General features: G+C 61.8%; 20 protein-coding genes. 12 read left to right on the forward strand and 8 right to left on the reverse strand.

Translation table 11 applies throughout. The annotated features are described in order from the left end of the window. Positions 1–68 precede the first annotated feature (68 nt). The 7 genes from PQR40_RS02000 (at position 69) to PQR40_RS02030 (ending at position 12,385) form a co-directional block, all read left to right on the forward strand. The gene (locus PQR40_RS02000) at positions 69–962 is read left to right on the forward strand and encodes an AraC family transcriptional regulator (RefSeq protein WP_408388017.1); all 894 of its coding nucleotides are present in this window, start codon (positions 69–71) and stop codon (positions 960–962) included. A 272-nt stretch (positions 963–1,234) separates the two neighbouring features. Continuing rightward, a complete protein-coding gene (locus tag PQR40_RS02005; protein WP_408338887.1) occupies positions 1,235–2,029 on the forward strand; it encodes a substrate-binding periplasmic protein in 795 nt (264 codons plus the stop codon). Beyond that, the gene (locus PQR40_RS02010) at positions 2,026–5,136 is read left to right on the forward strand and encodes a bifunctional diguanylate cyclase/phosphodiesterase (protein WP_408508316.1); all 3,111 of its coding nucleotides are present in this window, start codon (positions 2,026–2,028) and stop codon (positions 5,134–5,136) included. Before PQR40_RS02005 ends, PQR40_RS02010 begins: the two co-directional genes overlap by 4 nt. A 296-nt stretch (positions 5,137–5,432) precedes the next feature. Beyond that, positions 5,433–6,287 carry a helix-turn-helix transcriptional regulator gene (locus tag PQR40_RS02015; protein ID WP_408227637.1) on the forward strand — a complete coding sequence of 285 codons (855 nt, stop codon included), beginning with the start codon at positions 5,433–5,435 and terminating at the stop codon, positions 6,285–6,287. A gap of 259 nt (positions 6,288–6,546) precedes the next feature. Further along, positions 6,547–8,055 carry an efflux transporter outer membrane subunit gene (locus PQR40_RS02020; RefSeq protein WP_408338881.1) on the forward strand — a complete coding sequence of 503 codons (1,509 nt, stop codon included), beginning with the start codon at positions 6,547–6,549 and terminating at the stop codon, positions 8,053–8,055. A gap of 112 nt (positions 8,056–8,167) precedes the next feature. Further along, positions 8,168–9,319, forward strand: coding sequence for an efflux RND transporter periplasmic adaptor subunit (locus PQR40_RS02025; RefSeq protein WP_408338879.1), 1,152 nt, complete (start codon positions 8,168–8,170; stop codon positions 9,317–9,319). A gap of 12 nt (positions 9,320–9,331) precedes the next feature. Then, complete coding sequence (locus PQR40_RS02030) at positions 9,332–12,385, forward strand: efflux RND transporter permease subunit (RefSeq protein ID WP_408508317.1); 3,054 nt, start codon at positions 9,332–9,334, stop codon at positions 12,383–12,385. Here PQR40_RS02030 and PQR40_RS02035 read toward each other — a convergent pair. Further along, complete coding sequence (locus PQR40_RS02035; protein ID WP_408227626.1) at positions 12,382–12,600, reverse strand: type 2 periplasmic-binding domain-containing protein; 219 nt, start codon at positions 12,598–12,600, stop codon at positions 12,382–12,384. The genes PQR40_RS02030 and PQR40_RS02035 overlap by 4 nt on opposite strands. Next, a complete protein-coding gene (locus PQR40_RS02040) occupies positions 12,579–13,814 on the reverse strand; it encodes an NADH:flavin oxidoreductase/NADH oxidase family protein (RefSeq protein WP_408338875.1) in 1,236 nt (411 codons plus the stop codon). Before PQR40_RS02040 ends, PQR40_RS02035 begins: the two co-directional genes overlap by 22 nt. A 70-nt stretch (positions 13,815–13,884) precedes the next feature. Between PQR40_RS02040 and PQR40_RS02045 the strand changes: the two genes are divergently transcribed. Further along, positions 13,885–14,322, forward strand: a complete 438-nt coding sequence (locus tag PQR40_RS02045) for a MerR family transcriptional regulator (protein ID WP_408227620.1) — start codon at positions 13,885–13,887, stop codon at positions 14,320–14,322. 63 nt (positions 14,323–14,385) lie between these two features. Here PQR40_RS02045 and PQR40_RS02050 read toward each other — a convergent pair whose 3' ends face one another. The 3 genes from PQR40_RS02050 to PQR40_RS02060 all read right to left on the reverse strand — a co-directional run bounded on the left by PQR40_RS02050 (position 14,386) and on the right by PQR40_RS02060 (position 16,943). Next, positions 14,386–14,646 carry a hypothetical protein gene (locus PQR40_RS02050; RefSeq protein WP_408508318.1) on the reverse strand — a complete coding sequence of 87 codons (261 nt, stop codon included), beginning with the start codon at positions 14,644–14,646 and terminating at the stop codon, positions 14,386–14,388. A 303-nt stretch (positions 14,647–14,949) separates the two neighbouring features. After that, the gene (locus tag PQR40_RS02055; RefSeq protein WP_408508319.1) at positions 14,950–16,602 is read right to left on the reverse strand and encodes an alkaline phosphatase family protein; all 1,653 of its coding nucleotides are present in this window, start codon (positions 16,600–16,602) and stop codon (positions 14,950–14,952) included. A 203-nt stretch (positions 16,603–16,805) separates the two neighbouring features. Next, positions 16,806–16,943, reverse strand: a complete 138-nt coding sequence (locus tag PQR40_RS02060; RefSeq protein ID WP_408227608.1) for a hypothetical protein — start codon at positions 16,941–16,943, stop codon at positions 16,806–16,808. 109 nt (positions 16,944–17,052) lie between these two features. Between PQR40_RS02060 and PQR40_RS02065 the strand changes: the two genes are divergently transcribed. Next, positions 17,053–17,472 (forward strand): FAD-dependent oxidoreductase, encoded by a 420-nt coding sequence (locus tag PQR40_RS02065; RefSeq protein ID WP_408388007.1) that lies wholly within the window; start codon positions 17,053–17,055, stop codon positions 17,470–17,472. Positions 17,473–17,518: 46 nt separating this feature from the next. Here PQR40_RS02065 and PQR40_RS02070 read toward each other — a convergent pair whose 3' ends face one another. After that, complete coding sequence (locus PQR40_RS02070; protein ID WP_408508320.1) at positions 17,519–17,908, reverse strand: 3-phosphoglycerate dehydrogenase; 390 nt, start codon at positions 17,906–17,908, stop codon at positions 17,519–17,521. Between the two features lie 284 nt (positions 17,909–18,192). Between PQR40_RS02070 and PQR40_RS02075 the strand changes: the two genes are divergently transcribed. After that, the gene (locus PQR40_RS02075; protein WP_408508321.1) at positions 18,193–19,098 is read left to right on the forward strand and encodes an NAD(P)-dependent oxidoreductase; all 906 of its coding nucleotides are present in this window, start codon (positions 18,193–18,195) and stop codon (positions 19,096–19,098) included. A 15-nt stretch (positions 19,099–19,113) separates the two neighbouring features. Next, complete coding sequence (locus PQR40_RS02080) at positions 19,114–19,797, forward strand: class I SAM-dependent methyltransferase (RefSeq protein ID WP_408508322.1); 684 nt, start codon at positions 19,114–19,116, stop codon at positions 19,795–19,797. A gap of 227 nt (positions 19,798–20,024) precedes the next feature. On the opposite strand, the gene PQR40_RS02085 is transcribed toward PQR40_RS02080, so the two are convergent. After that, positions 20,025–20,744, reverse strand: coding sequence for a Crp/Fnr family transcriptional regulator (locus PQR40_RS02085; RefSeq protein WP_408227593.1), 720 nt, complete (start codon positions 20,742–20,744; stop codon positions 20,025–20,027). Positions 20,745–20,803: 59 nt separating this feature from the next. Between PQR40_RS02085 and PQR40_RS02090 the strand changes: the two genes are divergently transcribed. Beyond that, on the forward strand, positions 20,804–21,229 hold the full coding sequence (locus PQR40_RS02090; protein WP_408338859.1) for a hypothetical protein: 426 nt from the start codon (positions 20,804–20,806) through the stop codon (positions 21,227–21,229). Positions 21,230–21,255: 26 nt separating this feature from the next. Here PQR40_RS02090 and PQR40_RS02095 read toward each other — a convergent pair whose 3' ends face one another. After that, a complete protein-coding gene (locus tag PQR40_RS02095; protein WP_408508323.1) occupies positions 21,256–22,881 on the reverse strand; it encodes a methyl-accepting chemotaxis protein in 1,626 nt (541 codons plus the stop codon). Between the last annotated feature and the right edge of the window lie 93 nt (positions 22,882–22,974).

The raw sequence follows: 22,974 nt of genomic DNA on the forward strand, positions 1-22,974 counted from the left end.
GCCCGGGCCTCTACCTCGCGACACGACAGGCTGTAACATGAAGGAACGCGGGCGTGGAGAGATTTCATATGTCAAATGCCTTGATCGAAGGCGTCAAACGCTATACCGACAAGCAAGCCGGGAGGGAGAGCCCGTTCGTGACCGCCATCGAAGGTTTAACCATCCTCCGCTCGGATCATGAAAGACACCCCTCTCATCTGATCATGAAGCCAGCGCTCTGTGTCGTCGCGCAAGGTGCCAAGTGGACGACATTCGGTGACAGGCGGTACGACTACAGGGCAGGACAAGCCCTGGTCGTCAGCGTCGAGATGCCGGCCTTCAGCAGGGTGGCGAAAGCCAGCCCAGCCGAGCCCTACCTCGGTATTATTATTGAGTTCAACCTTGCCATCATGCGCGATGTCATGGCGTCTCTCGACACGCCACCTGCGCCGGAAGACAATTTCGGGCGCGGCGTTTTTGTCACCGACTTTGACGGCCCGCTCGCTGACTGCGTGCTTCGCATGGTGCATCTCCTCGATACGCCTCAGGCTATTCCCATTCTCGCGCCGATGATCATGCGAGAGATCTGCTACTGGTTGCTAACGGGCCCTCACGGCAACGAGGTCGCCAAGGTCGTGCTGGCAAACAGCCATGTGCAGAGAGTCGTCACTGCCATCCATGCCTTACGGGACCAATTTGCTGAGACGGTACGCATCGAGGATCTGGCTGCCGTCGCGCAAATGAGTCCGTCGGCATTCCATAGGCAGTTCAAGGCGCTGACATCGATGACGCCGTTGCAATACCAGAAGCAGCTTCGCCTGCTTGAAGCGCGCCATCTGATGGTGGCCGGAATCGCCAACGCCGAAGCCGCGGCCTATCAGGTGGGCTATGAAAGCGCATCGCAATTCAGCCGTGAATATTCGCGCATGTTTGGAGCGCCACCTCGGCGTGACATAGCGACATTGAAAACTGCAACGGCCTAGCGTTCCGCCGACAAAGCCCCCCGAAATAACGCGACTCCCCCTCAACAACTGCCGCGCGCCGCCGATAACACATATGGGGCTTCTGTGGATTGAATGTCTTCAATGATTCATGCGCTCAGGTGTAAGCTAGGCGAATTTCAAGAATCCACCCCGCCCGTTCGCCGCCAAAACGACAGAACGACCGAACGCCGGGAGGGCTAAACCTGCCATCCAGACGGACGGCAGGTTAATGGAAGGTTATATTCAAGCTACCTTCTCGCGCGGGAGACACTGTGATTCGACATGGCCTTGGCGGTTTGCTGCTTGCGCTATGCTGTCTTGGCAGCGCGATGGCGGCCGGTCCCGATTGCTCGCGTTCATTTACGCTCGCGTTGCACGACCACGGCCTGCTCTATTCCGTCGACACCGACACCGGCATCGACAAAGACTTCGCCGACGAACTCATCCGCCGCAGCGGCTGCCAGATCCGGGTCAGCCTCATGTCACGTGCCCGTATCTGGAAACTGATCGAGTCCGGCGCACTTGATTTCAGCCTGTCCGGAATTACCAACGACGAGCGTAATCAATACGCGGATTTCGCCTGGTATTTCCGGAACAAATACTATTTGCTGGTGCGCAAGGATGCCGGCATCCATCAACTGACCGATTTCGAGCACAACAAGCAGTTTCAGCTTGGCGTTATCCGCAGCTTCCGTTACAGCGATTCCGCCAACCGGCTGGTCGATAAACTATCGGCCGAAAACCGCGTCAGCCAGGCAGGCGGCCTCGATCCGCTGTATCAGGCACTGATCCTCCGGCACATCCAGGGCATGATTATCGAACCCTTCGACTATCCTGCTCTCGATGAAAAGAAAATCCGCGACGTGACTACCATTGTGGAGTTCAATGACCCCGCCGTACCGCACGGCCTCATCATGTCGAAGCGGGCGCTGTCGGCAATCGAGCGGGAAAAGTGGCGCGCCCTCGTGAATGACATGCGCGCGGACGGCACCGTCCAGCGCATCTTCGAGAAGTACTTCAAACCCGACCTCGCTGATTCGATGGTCGACCTCCAGACGCCACCGTGAGCTGGGCGCGCCTGGTCCTGCTCCCGTTAATGGTCTTGTCCACTTCACTCAGTGTTACCTGGATACTTTGGGACCACGAACGGCAAGCTGCCCGCCATGAACTGCTCGCCCAGTTCAACTTCTCGCTGGGCGACGCCGTCAGCCGGGTCGAACAGCGTATGGCGACCTACGAGCTCCTGCTGCGCGGCGTGCAGAGCCTGTTCGCCGCCACCGGCGAAATCAACCGTGACAAATTCCGCAGCTACGTCGGCACGCTCAATCTCGACGCGAACTTCTCCGGCATCCAGGCCATCGGCATCGCCGAATGGGTACCGGCGACGCAGAAGAATGCTCATGTGGCCGCCATGCGCCAGCAAGGTCTGACCGGCTACACCATTGAGCCCCGAGGCTCGCGCGACAACTACGCACCCGTCATCCAGCGTGAGCCGTATATTGGTCTCAATCGCGCGTCGCTGGGCGTGGACGCGTGGGCCGACCCGGTGCGGCGGCGCGCCATGGAAAAGGCGCGCGATTCCGGAATGGCAAGCATCTCCGGGAAGGTCCGTCTTTGGGTGGATACCGAGGCCGACGCGCGCCCCGGTTTCATCATGTACCTGCCAATCTACGCACAAGGGCAATCGCAGGACAGCGTCGCCCAGCGCCGGGCGCACCTGGTCGGCTGGGTCTACGCTTCGTTCCGCATGCACGACGTCATCGCAAGTCTGTACGGCGATCAGCCGCCGGGACTCAGCATCGCCATCTACGACGGCATTGAACCGTCCCCCGCGGCACTGCTGCACAGAACACCTGCAACAGGCGGCCAGCATCCGCTCACGATCATTTCGGCCAACGAGTATCTGGTCGTTGGCGGACACGACTGGACGCTTTCGATGAGCGCTCAGGACGACTTCAAATCCCGTTTCGGCCGCAACGCTGAACTGCTGATCGCCAGCGCCGGCATCGGTCTTAGCCTGCTGCTCGCGCTGCTCACCTGGCTAATGATGACCGGTCGCGGCCGCGCGCTGCGGCTCGCCTCCGCGATGACACAGGAATTGCGCGAGAACGAGGAAAAATTCCGCGCGATCGCCGACTGCACGGTCAACTGGGAGGTCTGGTGGGGCCCGGACGGCAAGCCCCGCTGGATCAACCCATCCGTGCAGGAATACACGGGCTATACGGTCGAAGAATGCATGGCCATGCCCGACTTTGCAGGCACCCTGATCTATCCGGAAGATCGCTCCCGTGTCGCCCCTGAGTTTCTGAAGGGACTTCAGGGCTTTCGCGGCGATGATCTCGAGTTTCGTTGCGTTCGCAAGGATGGCTCACTGGTCTGGCTTTCCGTTTCGTGGGTTCCAATCAGCGATGCCAAAGGCGATTTCATTGGCTTTCGCACAAGCGGGCGCGACATTACCGAGCGTAAACAGGTCGAGACCGAACTGCGAATCGCCGCTGTCGCCTTCGACTCGCAGGAGCCGATGATGATCACCGACGCCAACGCCAACATTCTGCGCGTGAACTCGGCTTTCACCGAATGCACCGGCTATACCGCCGGCGAAATTGTGGGCCAAACACCGCGAATACTTCAATCAGGCCGCCACGGCACCACTTTTTTCCGCGAGATGTGGGAAGCCATCCACCGGACTGGCGGATGGCAGGGAGAAATCTGGGACCGCCGCAAAAATGGCGAGGTGTATCCCAAGTGGCTCACGATCTCCGCGGTAATGAGAGCAGATGGTGCTGTCAGTCACTATGTCGGCACGCATCACGACATTACCGAACGCAAGATCGCGGAGGAAAAAATCAAGGAGTTGGCCTTCTTCGACGCGCTGACCCGTTTGCCCAACCGCACCCTGCTGCTGGATCGGCTGAAACAGGCGATCACCTCCAGCGCCCGCAGCGAAGCGTGCGGCGCCTTGCTGTTCATCGACCTCGATCACTTCAAGACCTTGAATGACACCCTCGGCCACGACAAAGGCGATTTGCTGCTGCAGCAAGCGGCGCAACGTCTGGCGGCCAGCGTACTCGAGAGCGACACCGTGGCGCGGGTGGGTGGAGACGAGTTCGTGGTGGTGCTGGGGAGCTTGCATGAAAACCGCGAGGAGGCAGCGAGCCAGACCGAGACTCAGGGCGAAAAAATTCTTTCAGTCCTTGGCATGCCGTATCAGCTTGGCGACATTGAATACCGCAGCACCGCGAGCATTGGCGCCACCGTATTCATGGGGCAGCAGGCTTCCATAGACGAGCTCCTGAAGCAGGCCGACCTCGCGATGTACAAGTCGAAAGAGAGAGGACGCAATGCGGTGTGCTTCTTCGATCCGGACATGCAGACTGTCGTGGTGGAGCGGGCTGCGCTCGAGGCGGGACTGCGCAACGCAATCGAGGAAGATCAGTTTCTGCTTCATTATCAGGCACAGGTCGACGGCGCTTGCGTCACGGGCGTCGAAGCGCTGGTGCGCTGGCAACATCCCTTGCGAGGTATTGTGCCGCCTGCCGATTTCATTCCACTGGCTGAAGAGACCGGATTGATTCTTGCATTGGGCGGCTGGGTTCTGGAAGCGGCCTGCACGCAACTGGCGCAATGGGCAACGCGGCCCGAGATGGCTCATCTCACGATTGCGGTCAACGTCAGCGTCCAGCAGTTCCGCGAACCCGACTTCGTGGACAAGGTGTTGGCCATCATTAACCAGACAGGCGCGAGAGCAGACAGGTTGAAACTGGAACTGACGGAAAGTGTGCTGGTGGACAACGCGCAGGACATCATCCAGAAGATGGGTGCGCTCAAGGCGAGAGGCGTTGTCTTTTCACTGGACGATTTCGGTATCGGATATTCGTCGCTTTCCTACTTGAAGCGTCTGCCTTTGGATCAGTTGAAAATCGACCGGTCGTTCGTGCGTGATGTCCTCGTCGACCCCAACGACGCCGTGATTGCCAGAACCATCGTGGCGCTTGCGCAGAGCCTCGGCCTGGGGGTTATCGCCGAGGGTGTGGAGACCGAGGCTCAGCGAGACTTCCTCGCTGCCGCGGGGTGTCATGCGTACCAGGGCTACTATTTCTGCCGCCCGCTTCCCATCGAGGGCTTTGAAGCGTTTTTCAGCCAGCTCGAGTCGCGCCAGTGCGTGGCTGAATGATCTCGGCACGCCAGATTTAACGCGCCGCCCTCCCCTGTCAATGCCCAGATTCGCGCCAGACATGAAGGCCCGAGTCGTTGCTCGCCATGTCGTTGTCTTGCGCAAATAAGGCGAACGTCATGCTGCCGGCCGGGATTTCATGCGTGCTTGCAGTTGCGCGGATACAGGGCTTCAGCGCGAGGCAGATTCGAGCACCCGGAATCAGACGAGTCCAGCTGATTGAGCGCAATGTACGAGGCAAAATCATCCTGTTAAAGTGATGGCATTATTCAGGTATACGTCCTCGGAGGTTACGCATGGCCCATGTGAACGACGACGGGAGCGGCAATCGGCTCGGCAACTATCTGAAGAACCGGCGGACCAAGCTCGATCCCGCGTCCTTCGGCATTTTTGGTGGCCGGCGGCGGACGGCGGGACTGCGCCGGGAAGAGGTGGCGCAGCGCGCCAACATCAGCGCGGCCTGGTACACCTGGCTGGAGCAGGGTCGCGGCGGCAATCCGTCGGCGGACGTGCTGGACCGCATCGCCCGTGCACTCATGCTGACCGAGGTCGAGCGCGAACACGTATTCCTGCTCGGCCTCGGCCATCCACCCGAAGTCCACTATCGCGGCGGTGACGCGATCACGCCACGACTGCAGCGCCTGCTCGACGCGCTGCCCTATAGCCCGGCGATCGTCAGGACTGCGACCTGGGACGTGGTGGCCTGGAACCGCGCAGCCGCGGCCGTGCTCACCGACTACGGCACGCTGCCACCTGAAAAACGCAACATCCTGCGCATGATTTTCAGCGATCCCCGCGTTCGTGCCGCGCAGTTCGATTGGGAAAGCGTAGCCCGCTTCGTGGTAAGCGCCTTCCGGATCGATGCCGCGCGCGCAGGCGCCGACGCCGAGGTAGCGCCGCTCGTCGACGAACTGTGCCGGTCAAGTCCCGAGTTCGCCGCCATGTGGCGAGACAATGAGGTGCAAACCCACGGTGACGGGGTCAAGCACCTGCGCCACCCCGTGCTCGGGCCGATTTCGCTGGAATTCTCATCCTTCGCGATCGACGGGCGGCCAGATCTTCAGATGATCGTCTACAACCCGGCGACACCGGTCGATCAGGAGCTGATCAGGTCTCTGATCGAGAGAACGCCGGCAATCGCTGCGGAGTGAACCTGGAGGTGTCCCCGTTCGCCGGACCCAGGGAAATCCCTCGCAATGCAGGCGACCGCCTGACAGCCCGCAGAGGCACGCATGGACTACGTGATCTCGTGCGCAAGTGCAACAATCGACCATGCTAGGCTACGCGTAGCTATCGTTCCGCGTGGTAAATTCCGCCGTCAGGAAAAGAAACATCGAAAGCTCGGGTGGCCTGAACAGGCCCGCCCGCACCCCTCGCTCAGGCTAAGCGCAGGCGAAACAAGGTGGATCGATGATCGACGTCAACCAGCGTATTGTCCGGCGGCTGCGCGTGTGCATCGCGCTTTGCGGCAGCGCCGCAGTGGCCGGCTGCATGGTCGGCCCCGACTACCGCACGCCCGCCGCGCCAGCTACCGACACCTACACCGCCTCGCCGATGCCCGAGCAGACGGCCTCTTCTCCGGGGGCCGCCGGCTTGCCGCAGCGCTTTGTGCCGGGACAGGATATTCCCGCCGCCTGGTGGGCGCTCTTTCATTGCGAACCGCTCGATACGCTGATCCGTCAGGCGCTCGTCAACAGTCCGAACATCGTCGCGGCGCAAGCTGCATTGCGGCAGGCGCGTGAAAACTTCTCGGCGCAAGCCGGCGGCTCGCTGCTGCCCAGCGTCGACGCGCAACTCGGCGCCACGCGCGAAAAAGTGAACGGCATCGCGTTCGGCCAGCCTGGACTGGTCGAAGAGTTCAATCTCTACAACGCATCCGTCAACGTGTCGTACAAGCTCGACGTGTTCGGCGGCGCGCGGCGCGAACTTGAAGCGTTACACGCGCAAATCGATTACCAGCGCTTCCAGTTGCAGGCCGCTTATCTCGCGATGTCAGCCAACATCGTGACCGCGGCTGTCAAGGAAGCGTCACTGCGCGCCCAGATCGAAGCAACCGAGCGGATCGCCGCGGAAGAAGACGAGCAACTGGGCGTACTCGGCAAGCAGTTCGAACTGGGAGGCGTGGGCCGTACGACGGTACTCGCGCAGCAGACCCTGTTGGCGCAGACCCGCGCAACGCTGCCGCCGCTGCAACTGCAACTCGACCAGGTGCGCCACCAGCTCGCTGTGCTGGCCGGCAAACTGCCCAGCGACACGGCCTTGCCCGAATTCAGGCTCGAGATGTTTTCGTTGCCCGAGACGCTGCCCGTCAGCCTCCCGTCGGCACTGGTGCAGCAGCGGCCCGACATCCTCGCCGCCGACGCCGTGCTGCATCAGGCCAGCGCGCAGATCGGCGTGGCGACCGCCGCGATGTATCCGCAGATCACGCTGTCCGCCAGCTACGGCGCCGAGGCGCTGACGCCGGCCCAGGTGTTCAAGGCCGGCAGCACGATCTGGAGCCTGGGAGCCGGTCTGCTGCAACCGGTCTTCCACGGCGGTCAACTGAGTGCGCAGAAGCGCGCGGCCGAGGCGGCGTACGAGCAGGCCGACGCCCAATATCGTGAAACGGTGCTGCTGGCGTTCCAGAACGTCGCGGACTCGCTACGCGCGCTCGATCACGACGCGACCGGCCTGAAAGCCCAGACGGACGCCTGGCGCTCCGCCAACGATTCGCTGGAACTGACGCGCGGGCAATATCGCATCGGCGGAGTGAGCTATCTGTCGCTTCTCGATGCGCAACGCCAGTACCAGCAAACGGTGGTGAGCCTTGCGCAGGCACAGGCGTCCCGCTACGCCGATACCGCGGCCCTCTTCCAGTCGCTCGGTGGCGGCTGGTGGAACGCCGCCGCGCCGGCCACCGCTGCCGCAACGACGCATTGACACATCGCAGGACGGAACACTCGCTTCACTGCTCTTCGCAACACGCGCTGTCAGGAACGCTCAGGAACGCAACGTCCGGCGCCTCGCGCCAATGCCGTGCAAGGACATCACGATGACCGAAAGAAAACCGATGACAAAGCGGATGGTGATCATGCTGATCTGCGTCGGCCTGCTGCTGGCCGCGCTCGTCGGCTTCAACCTGTTCCGCGCGCACATGATCGCGAAGTTCATGGCGGGCAACGCGGCGCCGCCCGCCACTGTCTCGGCGGTGGTCGCCGGCTATCAGTCGTGGCAACCGCAGCTTGCGGCGGTCGGCAGCCTGCGCGCCGTGCGCGGCGTCGATGTCACCACCGAAGTCGCGGGCCTCGTGCGCGAGGTGGCGTTCAACTCGGGACAGGAAGCGAAAGCCGGGCAGGTTCTTGTCAGACTCAATGCCGACAGCGACGTGGCGCTGCTCCAGTCGCTCCAGGCGGCAGCAGAACTCGCCCAGACGGTCTACCAGCGCGACAAGGCGCAGTACGACATCAAGGCGATCGCCAAGGCGCAGCTCGACGCGGACGCCGCCGACCTGAAGGGCAAGAAAGCGCAAGTCGCGCAACAGGCCGCGCTCGTCGACAAGAAGACCATCCGCGCCCCGTTTGCGGGGCGCCTCGGCATCACCACGATCAATCCGGGGCAGTACATCAATCCGGGCGATGCAATCGTCACGCTGCAGGCAATCGATCCGATCTACGCCGATTTCTACCTGCCGCAGCAGCAGCTCGGCCAGCTCGCGATCGGCCAGGCCATTGTGGTCGACACCAATGCGTACAGCGGGCAAACGTTCGTGGGCAAAATCCAGTCGGTCAGCCCGAAAGTCGACAGCGCCACGCGCAACGTGCAGATCGAAGCCAGTGTGGACAATCATGAGCGCAAGCTGCTGCCGGGCATGTACGCGAACGTGAAGATCGACGCGGGCGCCGGACAGCGCCACCTGACGCTGCCGCAAACGGCCATCACCTACAACCCCTATGGCGCGACCGTATTCATCGTCAAGCAGGGCACGCAACCCAACGCGCAAGGCAAGACCTTGCCCGTCGCGCAGCAGGTGTTCGTCACGCCAGGGCCGACGCGCGGCGATCAGGTTGCGATTCTCAAAGGCGTAGAAGCCGGCACGCAGGTCGTGACGAGCGGGCAGCTCAAGCTCAAGAACGGCACGCCGCTTGTCATCAACAACAGCGTGCAGCCGACGGACAGTCCGAACCCGACGCCTCAGGAACAATAGAGAGACCGCGCGATGACATTCACCGATCTCTTTATCCGGCGGCCCGTGCTTGCCTCGGTCGTCAGCCTGCTGATTCTCGTGCTCGGACTGCGTTCGCTGGCCGCGCTGAAAGTCAGCCAATATCCGCAGACCGAAAACGCGGTCGTGACGATCAGCACGGCTTACTATGGTGCGAACGCCGACACCATCGCCGGGTTCATCACCCAGCCGCTGGAGGCCGCGATCGCCCAGGCGCAAGGCATCGACTACATGTCGTCGACCAGCAGCACCGGCGTCTCGACCATTACCGCAACGCTGCGTCTGAATTACGACGCGAATCGCGCGCTCACCGAGATCAATACGCAGATCGGTTCCGTGCGCAACCAGTTACCGCCGCAGGCGCAGCAGCCGGTGCTGACGGTCCAGACCGGGCAGACCACCGACGCCATGTACATGGGCTTTTACAGCGATGTGCTGCCAAGCAACAACGTCACCGATTACCTGCTGCGTGTCATCAAGCCCAAGCTCGATTCGATCGAAGGCGTGCAGACGGCCGAAATCCTCGGCGGCCGGCAGTTCGCGTTGCGCGCGTGGCTCGATTCAACGCGGCTCGCCGCGCACGGCGTGACGGCAACCGACGTCTTCACGGCGCTCGGCAACAACAACTACCTCGCGACGCTCGGCACGACGAAGGGGCAAATGGTCAGCGTCGACCTCAACGCAGGCACGGACCTGCATACCGTCGACGACTTCAAGCAACTCGTCGTCAAACAGAAGAACGGCGCGATCGTGCGCCTCGAAGACGTCGCGAACGTCGTGCTTGGCGCCGACAGCTACGATTTCAACGTCGCGTTCAGCGGCAAACGTTCAGTGTTCATCGGTATCAAGGTCGCACCGGACGCCAACATCCTCGATGTGGCCAAACGCGTGAAGGCCGTCTTTCCCGGACTGCAGAAGCAGTTCCCGATCGGCATGACGGGCGACATCGTTTATGACGCAACCGATTTCGTCAACACGGCAATCGTCGAAGTCATCAAGACGCTGGTCGAGTCGCTGCTGATCGTCACCGTGGTGATTTTCCTGTTCCTCGGTAGTTTCCGCGCGGTCGTCGTGCCGCTGATCGCAATGCCGTTGTCGCTCATCGGCACGTTCTTCGTGATGCAGTTGCTCGGCTATTCGATCAATCTGCTGACACTGCTCGCACTCGTGCTCGCGATCGGGCTCGTCGTGGACGATGCGATCATCGTCGTTGAGAACGTCGATCGTCACATGAAGGAAGAAGGCAAAGCGCCACTCGATGCCGCGCTGATCGCCGCACGCGAACTCGGCGGACCGATCCTCGCGATGACCGTCGTGCTGATCGCCGTGTATGCGCCAATCGGTTTTCAGGGCGGCCTGACAGGTGCCCTCTTCACCGAGTTCGCCTTCTCGCTCGCCGGCGCGGTGACCGTGTCCGGCGTGATCGCGCTGACGTTGTCGCCAATGATGTGCTCGCGCTTCTTTCGCGCGGAGCAGGAGTCTGGGCGTTTCGCGCGTTTCGTCGACCGCCAGTTCGACCGCGTCCATCGTGGCTACGGCCGTCTGTTGCACGCGACGCTCGACACCTGGCCCGTGTTCACCTTGATGGGCGCGCTGCTGCTCGGCGGCACGGTCTACCTGTTCATGACGTCGAAATCGGAGCTCGCGCCGCAGGAGGATCAGGGGATCGTCCTGTCGCAGATCCAGGGGCCGCCGAACGCAACGATCCAGCAGATGCAGACCTACGCGGACCAGGTGTTCAACATCTCCAAAGCGTTGCCTGAATACTCGCAGATGTTCCAGCTCACTGGTGCGCCGACGCTCAACCAGGGGATCGGCGGCGTACTGTTCAAGACATGGGACCAGCGCAGCAAGGGTGCGACCGCCTTGCAGCAGGAATTGCAGCAGAAATGGAATGAGATTGCCGGTGCTCGCGTCGCGGCGTTCCAGTTTCCGCCGCTGCCGGGCTCGCAAGGTCTGCCGGTGCAGTTCGTCATCAGCACGACCGAGCCCTTCGAGAATCTCAACGAGGTATCGCAGGCCGTCCTGCAGAAAGCTCGCGCGAGCGGGATGTTTTTCTTCGTCGACAGCGATCTCAAGCTCGACAAGCCGGAAGCCACGCTCATTGTCGACCGCGACAAGGTCGCCTCGCTCGGCCTCTCGCAGAGCGACGTCGGGCAAGCGCTCGGCTCAGCGCTCGGGGGCGGCTACGTCAACTACTTCTCGATCGCCGGGCGCTCGTACAAGGTGATTCCGCAGGTGTTGCAGACCGACCGCCTGAATCCTTCGCAGGTGCTCGACTACTACCTGCGTACGCCGGACGGCAGTGTCATTCCGGCTTCGACGATTGCGCATCTCGAACACAACGTCGTGCCGGAATCGATCAACCACTTCCAGCAACTCAACTCGGCGACGATCTCGGGCGTGACCGTGCCAGGCGTATCACAAGGCGAGGTGCTCGATTTTCTGCGCAAGGCAACCACACAGGCCGCACCAGCGGGGTATTCCGCGGATTACTCAGGGCAATCGCGGCAGTTCGTCCAGGAGTCCGGTGGTTTCGTCATCACGTTGCTGTTCGCGACGATCATCGTGTTCCTCGCGCTCGCGGCGCAGTTCGAAAGTTTCCGTGACCCGATCGTGATTCTGGTTTCGGTGCCGATGGCGCTCTTCGGTGCGCTCATCTTCATCAATATCGGCCTGACGACGCTGAACATCTACACGCAGGTCGGGCTCGTCACGTTGATGGGGCTCGTCAGCAAGCACGGCATCCTGATCGTCCAGTTCGCCAACGAGTTGCAACACGCCGGCAAATCGAAACGCGAGGCCCTGGAAGAAGCGGCGGGCGTGCGGCTGCGGCCGATTCTGATGACAACAGCGGCGATGGTGCTCGGCGTCCTGCCGCTCGTGATCGCCTCGGGCGCGGGCGCGGCGGGCCGCAATGCGATGGGGCTCGTAATCTTCACGGGGCTCTCGATCGGCACGCTCTTTACGTTGTTCGTGGTGCCTGCGATGTATATGTTCCTCGCCGCCGATCATCATCAGAAAGCTGCAGCGCCGAAGGCGGGTTAGCGCTGCACCGGGGTGAGATCCGTCATCGCGACACCCAGTCCGCGAGCGGCGGCGTTCGTCGCAAGCTCATCCAGATTGAAGGTGATGTGTTCATAGTTCCTGGCAGCCGACCCGCCATGGGCCTTCAACCACGTTGCCCATTCGTGTTGCCCTGTAGAACCGTGAATGAGGGTGTACTGCTCCAACTCTTCCTTCACGCGTGCGCCTGCTTCCATTGCCGATAACGCCGCGTCAGCCGGCGCGCGCGCAATTGATCGAGGATCAAGGTCAGGACCGCGGAATACCTGGCAGGTGCCGTACGTCCTGCACCGAGCGCACGTAAATGACGTTTGACGATTGCCATCCGGGCGAGCCCGGTGAGTGCCCGGTCGCGCCATTCAATCGGCTGAATGTGCGCGCCCAGATCCGCGCCTGCCCGCCAGCGTGCGGGCAGATCGGGCATCACGGCGAGCGCCGTGGCCATGCCTACGACTGCGACGCCACTGTTCAGCACCTGTTCAGCCACCGCGCGACGCCGGATGCCGCCCGTCGTCATAACAGGCATCGCGGCGACGCCGGCCAGATCTCTGGCGAATTCGAGGAAATAGGCTTCGCGCGCGAGGGTGCGCCCGTCAGCGGTGTCGCCCTGCATCGCGGGGCTTTCATAGCTGCCCCCGGATAGCTCGACCAGGTCGACCGGCAGTTCATTCAGCCACAGCACGACTTGCCGGGCGTCGTCTTCCGAAAAACCACCGCGCTGAAAGTCGGCGGAGTTCAGTTTGACGGCTACGCAAAAACCCGGTGAAACCTTTGCGCGAACCGCACGCACGACTTCCAGCAACAGGCGGGCACGGTTGGCAAGATTGCCGCCCCAACGGTCGGAGCGGTGATTGGTCAGCGGCGAAAGGAACTGCGAGATCAGATAACCATGTGCGGCGTGAATTTCCACGCCTGTGAACCCCGCCTGTTCGGCAGCGTATGCCGTCGCCGCAAAACGGCCGATGGTCTCGCTGATCTCGTCTTCGCTCATCGCGCTCGGCTGCGCGAACAGTTTGCTGTGTTTGCCGAGCGCCATCGGGACTGCCGAGGGCGCCCACGCGTTACCGCCCATCGCTGCCAGCACCTGCCGGCCCGGATGATTGATCTGCATCCACACCTGCGCGCCATTGCTGCGTGCCGCCTGCGACCACTGCATGAACGGTGCAAGGGGCGTATTGGCCTCAAGCACAATCCCGCCAGGACCGGTCAGCGCCCGGCCGTCGATCATTACGTTGCCAGTGACGATAAGACCCGCGCCGCCTTCGGCCCACGAGCGGTACAGGCGATGGATGGTCTCACCAGGCAGTTGCCCCGCGTCGGCAAGATTTTCTTCCATCGCCGCTTTGGCCAGACGGTTGGGTAGCCAGGTGCCGTTGGGCAACTGCACGGGTGTAAACAGCGATGTAGTCATGGCAAAGTCAGTGTGCGAGATGGACGATGCCGCTATACTAAGATTAAAGTCAACTTGAAGGTCAAGCGCTATGAGAATCGGCGAACTCGCGGAAAAAACCGGCCTCGCGCCATCTGCCATCCGCTTTTATGAGCAAAGCGGCTTGCTACCCGCTCCGGAGCGCAGTGCCAACGGTTATCGCGTCTACTCCGACATGGCCGTTGGGCGCCTGCGCATGGTGCAGTTGGCGCAGAATCTGGGCTTCCCGCTCGACAAACTGCGCGAGGCATTCGCCAGTCACGAGACTTATCCGAAAGATGATTTGCTGCGCCAACTCGACATGCGGCTCGACGAGATCGAGCAGCTCATGACCGCCCTGCGTGCGCAGCGAAAGACGCTACGCACGCTTCGTACCACACTCGCCGAAACCTGGGCGGCAGGAGATTGTGTCGACGGCTTTGAGTTGGCCAGCCGCCTCCTGGCAGAACAGCCGGAACCGTCAGGCCGGTCAAAACGTCGCGCGCAATAGCCCTTTTGGCAAAGACACCCGGGATAGGGCTATGCGTATGTGATACAGGGACAGCGGTTCGTATTACTCAACGTTCCGCTCATGCTCGCCTCTCCTCGTCAATATCGGGCTGGATACGGCGTCATAGGAAACCGTCACCGTATCGAGCGCGGCGAGAAAATCCCTGGCATCGAAAATTTCTCCAAGACTTAAGACACCCCCTCGCGGCGCGACCTTGCCGCTCAGCAACCGCTCAGTCGCCTCCACGATGATCGGTGCACTGACCGCATAGATATCGCGTCCCGTTGCGGTGATGCGACGCGTCGTCCCGCCCTGTTCGATCATGACGTCCACAATGAATTGCTGAGCCGATCGTCCCTGCTCGTCGTGAGGCTGGGGTGCGGCGGCGGCTCGCGGATCTGGCGCGAGCCTTGCGCATCGATGAGCCGGAGACTTTGGCTTTACGGCTGGGAACAATCATTGACGGCGCACTCAGCAGCGGGCGCGCACTGCACACAGAGGGGCCCGTACGGTTCCTGCAGGAATTGGCGCAACTACTGATCCCGAAGAAAACCCGGAAGTGACCGGCGCATCCTGATACGCGGGCCAGCGTTTCGTGCGACATGCCGGCCCGCGCTGCTACGTGAGTTACTCGTCGCTTCTCAAGCCGAGGCCCGGCAGCGCGCGCGTGCCTTCGAGGGCAACGGAATGCAGCAGGTGCGGATCAAGATCGAACGCCTTCAGGATGGTGGGCGCAACCTGCGTGGTCGTGACGCGTTCATCGACCCGACGGCCGGGGTGGTGCAGCCCCGCATACGAAACGACGAGGCCAAGATGGCTGTCGTCGGGCGCATTGCCGCCGTGCTCTTCATCCTTCGCCGTGCTCGACGTGTAGATCACGCCGGGGTTCGGTTGCACGATGATATCGGGCGTGCGGCCTTGCGCCGGATCGCCGAAGCGGTTCACCAGGGAGGGACCGTAGAGAATATATGCCTGCGGGCCGTCCGCGCAGATCCCAGGCGCGTTGCACGAGAGATTCTTCTTGAGCGTCGTGACCACCGCGTCGCGCTGCGATTGATCACGTACCCAGACGAGGCCAACGTCGTCGGTCTGCACGAAGCCGGTGTTGACGAGACCCGTGCCGTCGTTCAGATTGCCGCTCTTCGTGTTGTTCTGGCCGAAGTTGCCGTTTGGATCCAGATAGTTGTTCGCCTCAAGCAACTTCGTGAGCGTGTCGCCGTTCTTCACGAGTTTCGTGTGATCGGTGGGCGACTGGCCATGCTTGGCGGTCACGATGATGAGCGTGGACGAGTAGAGGTTCTGCTGCTGGAGCGCGGCAACGACGCGGCCAAGCGCGTTGTCGATATAGCTGATGGCGCCCGTCACTTGAGGACCCGGCGTGAAGCCGGCGTCGAGATAGCCGCCGCCCGTCGCCACTGTGGCTTTCTGCGCCACGCTCAACGTCTGGAAGTTGGTGCCGAAGAGCGTCGGCACCGGTTCGTCGCGCGTGCCGGTGGAGTCCTTGCCACCGATCTCGTTGATGAGCGCCTGCACGTGATAGTCATCGAACTTCTCGGTATGCGTGTACGTGTCGAGGTAGTACGTGTTGGTGGCGGGGTCGATCGAATTGATCTCGGTGCGCGCGAGATCGTCCACGCCGCGGCCCGACGGGCCGTTCAGCCAGTCGTAGCCCCACGCGTGCTTGTCGGCCCACGCGGTGTACGAATTGGGCATGTTCTCCTTGACGACCTCGAAGATCGTATTCGTCTTCACGTAGTCGTGCGGATAGACGGGCACGCACTTCGCGCCTACGCGCGCACGCGGAATGGCCTGCGGATTGAACGCGCCGCCGCCGTCGAGGTGCACGAGCGGGCCGCCGTTTTCGCCGTCCTTGCCGGTGGTTTCGTCGAACACGACGTTCCAGCCCTGCTTGCCGACACAGCCCGTGTCGTTGGGCGCGTAGAGCGTGCGGTCGTATGAAACGTCATAGAAAAGGCCGGCGGATTTAGGCGAGCCGCCCGTAACGAGTGCGGTGAGGCCCGGGAACGAATCGGAAAGTCCGGGCGTAAACGCGTTCGCGTACGTAATGCCCGATTTCGCCAGAAGCGCGAGATTCGGACAGGTATTGCCGGCTATGCAACGCGCCACGTCCTGCGCGTGCAAGCCGTCGAAGCTGATGAGCAAGACGTGTTTGACACCGTCCGCCTCACTCGCCTGTGCAGGCGCGAGTGCACCACCTAAAGCGAGTGCGCTTGCGCCGAGCGCCGCCACACCCGCTGACCATCTCCGTGTCGCTTTCATCGTTCACCTCATTTTTTCGTGGGGGAAAATCGTGCGAAACGAGGTGCAATTTGCAGAAAAATTACGTCCAAGCGATGAATTTCGACTTTCAATTACATTTTATTACAAGGTTTTTCGTAACCGCTAACGATCAAACCTTGGGGGCTGCCGCATCCAGGTTTGCATTCACATGCGACAACAACGACGTCAGTTCCGCCTTCTCTTCAGCGCTTAAGCCAGCCAATGCTTGACTGCTCGACCTCTGAGAGACGAACCAGATCGGCCTGAGACAGCGCGCCTGCCTTCTTCAGCGTCACCAGCACCAGCACCGGCACCTGGCATCTCAGCTTCGACCACGGCATGGAGGGGCCCTTTGACCTCGTCGTAGGGGCGGATGGCGCATGGTCGCGGATCAGACCGATGCTTTCCCCGTACAAGCCGCACTATAGCGACCTCAGTACGCCTGACACAATGCGCGAAGCCCTCAAACGCGAGTTCGATGGCTTTGCAGAGGATATTGTCGATCTCTTCGCTGCCAGCAACGAACACTTCGCAGTACGGCAGATTTATGCGCTACCCGTAGGTCATTGCTGGGCCCACCGTCCCGGGCTCACGTTGCTGGGTGATGCCGCGCATGTGATGTCGCCGTTCGGCGGCGACAGCGTGAACAATGCGATGCTGGATGCCGCAGAGCTGGCCCGACTGCTTATCGAACGAGAACACTGGGCCGAGGCCGTAATCGAATTCGAACCGCTGATGTTCGCGCGGGTCGCCGAATCGGCTCATGGCGCCGCGGAGGCTGCGGCTACATTTCTATCATATGACGGCGAAGCGCTGACGCTCGACATGTATCAAATGCATTCAACAGCACCTCTCGAATCTGCGGGCTGAGGAGCCCTTCAGATTGTGCGGATGTCAGTCCCCCTTTCACCGACGCTCAATCGGCCGAGTGCGGATCCGCCCCCGGCATGCTGCGGCTCGCGCGCAGATAGCTGGCGCCGGCCTGGCTGAGCGCCACTTCGGCCACGCCACCGGGTAAATGAGTGCGTGTCAGATAACCGCGCGCGCAGGCATCCTCCCAGACCGGCAGGCGCGGGCAGGAAGTGCGCCAGACTTCGATCGTTTCACTGTAAGGCCGTGCACCCGGCCCAATCCATTCCAGCAGATCGAGGATCAGTGGTTCGATGGGGTCGTGCATGCCCGCTTCCATGCCGACGGAACCACCGGGTACAAGGCTGGACAGTACCTCCGGATGGCCGTCCAGCTTGTGGAAGCAAGGCAGGCCGCGCAGCGTGTCGAAATAATCGTCCAGTATTGTGGTGTTCATAGTGGCCGCCTCTCCTTACTGCGCCCTCATCCTGAGCGCTGCACCGCGAACAGTAAAATGAAATAATTTTAGGAATTGATGCATTTTTCTTATAAAAACCGACACCGTCGGCATACAGGCGTGATGGCGGCGATTTAGATAGACTGGGCGGCGTCGCCCGGTGCCATCAATAGCGTCCGGGGAAAGCGTAACGAGGTGGCCAAAGCGGCCGCGCCGTTGTCGTGTATGCGCCTGCATCCGCGCACCCGATCCACCGAACCGTGGCCATAAGCAGCGGTTAATAAATGGAGACACTCATGAAAGTGGGATTTATCGGCCTGGGCGTGATGGGACAGCCGATGGCGCTCAACCTCGCGCGCGCTGGTACCGAACTGGCGGTATGGAACCGCACGCTGGAACGTTGCGCCGCGTTGCACGACGCAGGCGTGCAGGTTGCAAACAGCGCCGGTGACGTCTTCCGGCAAGCTCGCATCGTCATCCTGATGATGGCAACCGATACAGCGCTCGACGCAGTGCTCGGCCGCCACACCGCAGATTTCGCAACGAACGTCGCACAGCATACGATCGTGCACATGGGAACGACGTCGGCCGACTATTCGCTTGGCCTCGAGGCCGACATCCGCGCGGCGGGAGGACGTTACGTCGAGGCGCCTGTCTCGGGCTCACGCAAGCCGGCCGAAGCAGGGCAACTGGTGGCGATGCTGGCGGGCGAACCGGCGGCTGTCGAAGAAGTGCGTCCGCTCCTCAAGCCGATGTGCCACGAAACGGTGGTCTGCGGGGCAGTGCCTACCGGGCTGCTGATGAAGCTGTCGGTCAATACGTTCCTGATTCCGATGGTGACCGCGCTTGCCGAGGCGTCGCATCTCGCACGGCGCTACGGGCTCGACATGACGCAATTCCAGGCCGTACTCGACGCAGGCCCGATGGCGAGCAACGTATCGCGCGTGAAGGTCGACAAACTCGTGAACGAGGATTTCACGGTGCAGGCCTCGATCCTCGACGTGCTAAAGAACAACCGGCTCGCGGCCGAAGCGGCGCGCAATGCGAATCTCGCATCGCCGTTGCTGGATGTCTGCTTTAACCTGTACACCGAGGCCGTCGAATTGGGTCATGGTCAAGCCGATATGGCGGCCGTCGTACACGCAATCGAAGCGCGCACCGAGGCGCGGGGAAACGCAAAGCGCACATAGTGGATGGAACGAGCGATGAATATCGAACCGCTTAGCGACAGCAAGATCATCGATTCATGGCAGCGCAACGCTTTGCCCTGGATGAATGCGGTACGCCGCAGGGGAATCGAGAGCAGGCGACTGGTCACCGATCGTGCCGTGCTGGATGCGGTGCTGGCTTGCGAACCGGCCAGCGTCGTCGACCTGGGCTGCGGGGAAGGCTGGCTTGCCCTCGCGCTTCAGCACAACGGAATCGGCGTGACGGCAGTAGACGTGGTGCCGGCATTGGTGCTCGCCGCGACGCAAGCCGGTGTGATCGACGGCCGGGTTCTGTCCTATGAAGCGATCGCAGAGGGACAACTCAAACTGAATGCCGATGTCGTGGTCTGCAATTTCTCATTGCTCGGCAAGGAATCGGTGGAGGGTCTGCTGCGCACTATTCCGGCGTTACTCAAACCGGGTGGATCCTTGATCGTACAAACGCTGCATCCCCTGGTTGCATGCGGTGATCTGCCGTACGTGGACGGCTGGCGAACGGGTTCGTGGGCGGGTTTTGATGAGGCGTTTAACGATGCCCCGCCCTGGTACTTCCGGACCGTGCACGCCTGGCTCGAACTGATGTGGACTAGCGGGCTGACTCTTCGGGAAATGCGAGAGCCTTTACACCCGCAAACCGGCAAGCCGGTATCGGTGATCTTTCGCGCGCATGTACGAGCTTAGTTGATAGTCGCGACATAAACACCGCAGCAGCGCCGAGTCCCTGGATGCCATCGGCGCGTATCTCCACCACACCGAAACCGCCCATCAAGAAGCACGTTGCGAACCTCGGTCTTTTTCAATGACAGTTTCAGCGCATCGGGACGTCGACAGCCGGAAGCAGCGAAGGAGTATCGAACATGCTGGGAAGCATTAAGAGAAACTGGATGCGTGAACGGAAGATCCGGCTCTTATAACGCCATCAGATCGGGCAGCAACCGGTCGAATTCCCGTCTCACCACGCCATAGCATTCACACACGCGGTGTTCTAGCCCCGGTCTATCCAGCACCTCGATGTGGCCATGACTGTAGCGGATCAGTCCCGCGTCCTGCAGTTTCAGCGCCGCCTCCGTCACGCCGGACCTCCGCACGCCAAGCATGTTGGCGATTAGCTCCTGCGTCATTGTCAGCTCGTTCGACGGCAGGCGGTCCATGCTGAGCAGCAGCCAGCGGCACAGTTGCTGGTCGATCGAATGGTGCCGGTTGCAAACGGCTGTTTGGGCCATCTGCGTAATCAGTGCCTGGGTATAGCGCAGTAACAGCCGCTGCACCGGGCCGGCGCGATGGAATTCCTCTTTCAGAATCCTGCCATCAAGCCGGTACGCCGCGCCAGCGCTTTGCACAATCGCCCGACTCGGTGTGGTTTCCCCGCCCATAAAAAGTGCAATGCCGATAAGCCCTTCGTTGCCCACGATCGCAATTTCGGCAGACGCGCCATCTTCCATGACGTACAGAAGGGAGACGATGGAGGTGGTCGGAAAATACACGTCATGGAGGTGATCACCCGACTCGTACACGACATGCCCCAAGGGCATGTCAACCGGCACCAGATGTGGGGTAAGGCGAAGTGATTCCGCTTCGGGCAAAACCGCGAGCAGGTGATTTCCTTTGAAACCAGGTTGGCTTTGCATGTTTCGCTCCGCGGTTATCCCACAGAAACTGTACTGTCTTCGCCAATCTGTTCCTGACAATGTCAAGTTTCGACGGCAGCCGGGCGAAAGCGTCAGACAAATTAGCGAAGCCACCGCTGCATGACAGCATGCTCAGAACGCCGTGTCTGACCGAGCCCTGTTTAAATTATAGTTTGATTACGCACCGCGGTGGATGGCAAGTCGCTGAGCGGATGACCGATGTCCCCATGCTAAGGCTGCGCAAGCGTCAATTTCCAGATCAAGGGCCGCCAACCTGCGCCGCCGGGGTGCGCATTCTTGGAGAATTCTTCTTTGGACCGACCGATAAGCCGGCCGGGATATTCATTTTCGCGAGCGAGGGCGTGCTAAGTGGCATCGAGGTTTACGGGCTCGCCACAGATGCCCCTGCAGCGTTGCCGCGGGAAGAAGCGCTTCGGCCATTTCCTTCCAGCAGCGGCGAATCATCGCCGGCCGATGGTTCCTAAAAGGTAATTCCTCGCGGCGCCGGCCCTTACGCGAACGCGGCGCGGCGCGGTGCCGAAATCGAAGCCGGCGCGAACCGTGCGCTACCGCTAGCGTCGGCGTCTTCCACGTGGAAAGCCGCGGCCGCGCGTTGCAGGCTCATCGCCTGCTCCTTCAGCGACTGCGCCGCGGCCGCCGCCTGCTCGACAAGTGCCGCGTTCTGCTGCGTCATGCTGTCCATCTGTGTGACCGCGAGATTCACCTGGTCGATGCCGGCGCTCTGCTCCGCTGCCGCCGCCGCTATTTCCTGTACGACGCCGGTCACTCGGATGATCGCGTCGCGCGCTTCGTCGATCGTCGAACCGGTGTTTTCGACCAGCGTTGCGCCGCTGCCGACGCTGCCCACCGCATGGCTGATCAACGCGCGGATTTCCTTCGCCGCGGTCGCGCTACGCTGCGCGAGGCTGCGCACCTCGCTCGCGACGACCGCGAAGCCGCGGCCCTGCTCACCCGCGCGCGCCGCTTCGACCGCCGCATTCAGCGCGAGGATGTTGGTCTGGAACGCGATGCCCTCGATCGTCGCGATGATCTCGACCATGCGGCCCGATTCGCTCGAGATGTTCTTCATCGCCGCGACCGCCTGCGTGATCATGTCGCCGCCGCGGTTCGCGATATTCGCGGCGCCGGCCGCAAGCTCGCTCGCGGTGCGCGCATTGTCCGCAGTCTGGCGGACCATCGCCGTCATCTGCTCCATGCTCGATGCCGTTTCCTGCAACGACGCCGCCTGGCTCTCCGTGCGCGACGACAGGTCCGCATTGCCGTTTGCGATCTCGTTCGCACCGCACGCGACGTTGTCGGACGCGTGCTTGATCTGGCAGATGGTGTCTGTCAGCGCGTCGCGCATCCGCTGCATCACATGCAGCAGGCTCGACGTGTCGCCCTCGCGCGTGCGGATCGCCACCGTCAGATCGCCCGATGCAATTGCATTCGCCACGTTCGCCGCGTAGGCCGGATCACCGCCAACCGTGCGCGCGATGCTGCGGTTCGTCACTGCGACGAGCGTCACGAGTACCATCGACACCGCCACGAAGATCGCGCCGATCAGCCACAGCGACGCCATGAATGCAGCGTCGATGTCGTCGACGTAGGCGCCGGTCGCAATGATCCAGTCCCATGGCGCATAGCGCACCACGTAGCCGATCTTGCCGACCGCCTGCGCCGGCGCCGCGCCCGAATGCGGGAACACATAGTCGACGAAGCCGCCGTCCGGCGCCTGTGCGACCGACGCGAATGTCACGTAATGGTGACGGCCGTCGGCATCGGCGCTGCCCGCGAGATCCTTACCTTCGAGTGCCGGCTTGATCGGATGCATCACCATCTGCGGTTTCGAGTTGATCACGAGGAAGTAGCCGTCTTCGCCATAGCGGATGCCGCGCAGGCGCGCGAGCGCCTGCTTGCGGGCCTCCGCCTCCGGCAGCGCGCCGCTTTGCGCCAGCGCCGCATACTCCGTCACGATGCTGAGCCCGACGTGCGCGACGTTCGTGAGATCGTGCTTGCGTTCCTCGATGCGCGTCTCACGCGACTGCAACGCTGCCGACACTGAGACTGCGAGCAACGCGACGAGGCTGATGATCAGCGGTAGCCACAGCTTCTGCGTAAAACTGAGTTTGTGCATACTGGGTCCTCTTGCAAACGAATGAAAATCGCGCAGGGCTGTCGTGCAAAGCGGCACGTGAATGGGCGCGCCGGGTGGCGCCGGTGGACTAAT

It is taken from the genome of Paraburkholderia sediminicola (genome assembly GCF_046026855.1).
Classification (GTDB): domain Bacteria; phylum Pseudomonadota; class Gammaproteobacteria; order Burkholderiales; family Burkholderiaceae; genus Paraburkholderia; species Paraburkholderia sediminicola_A.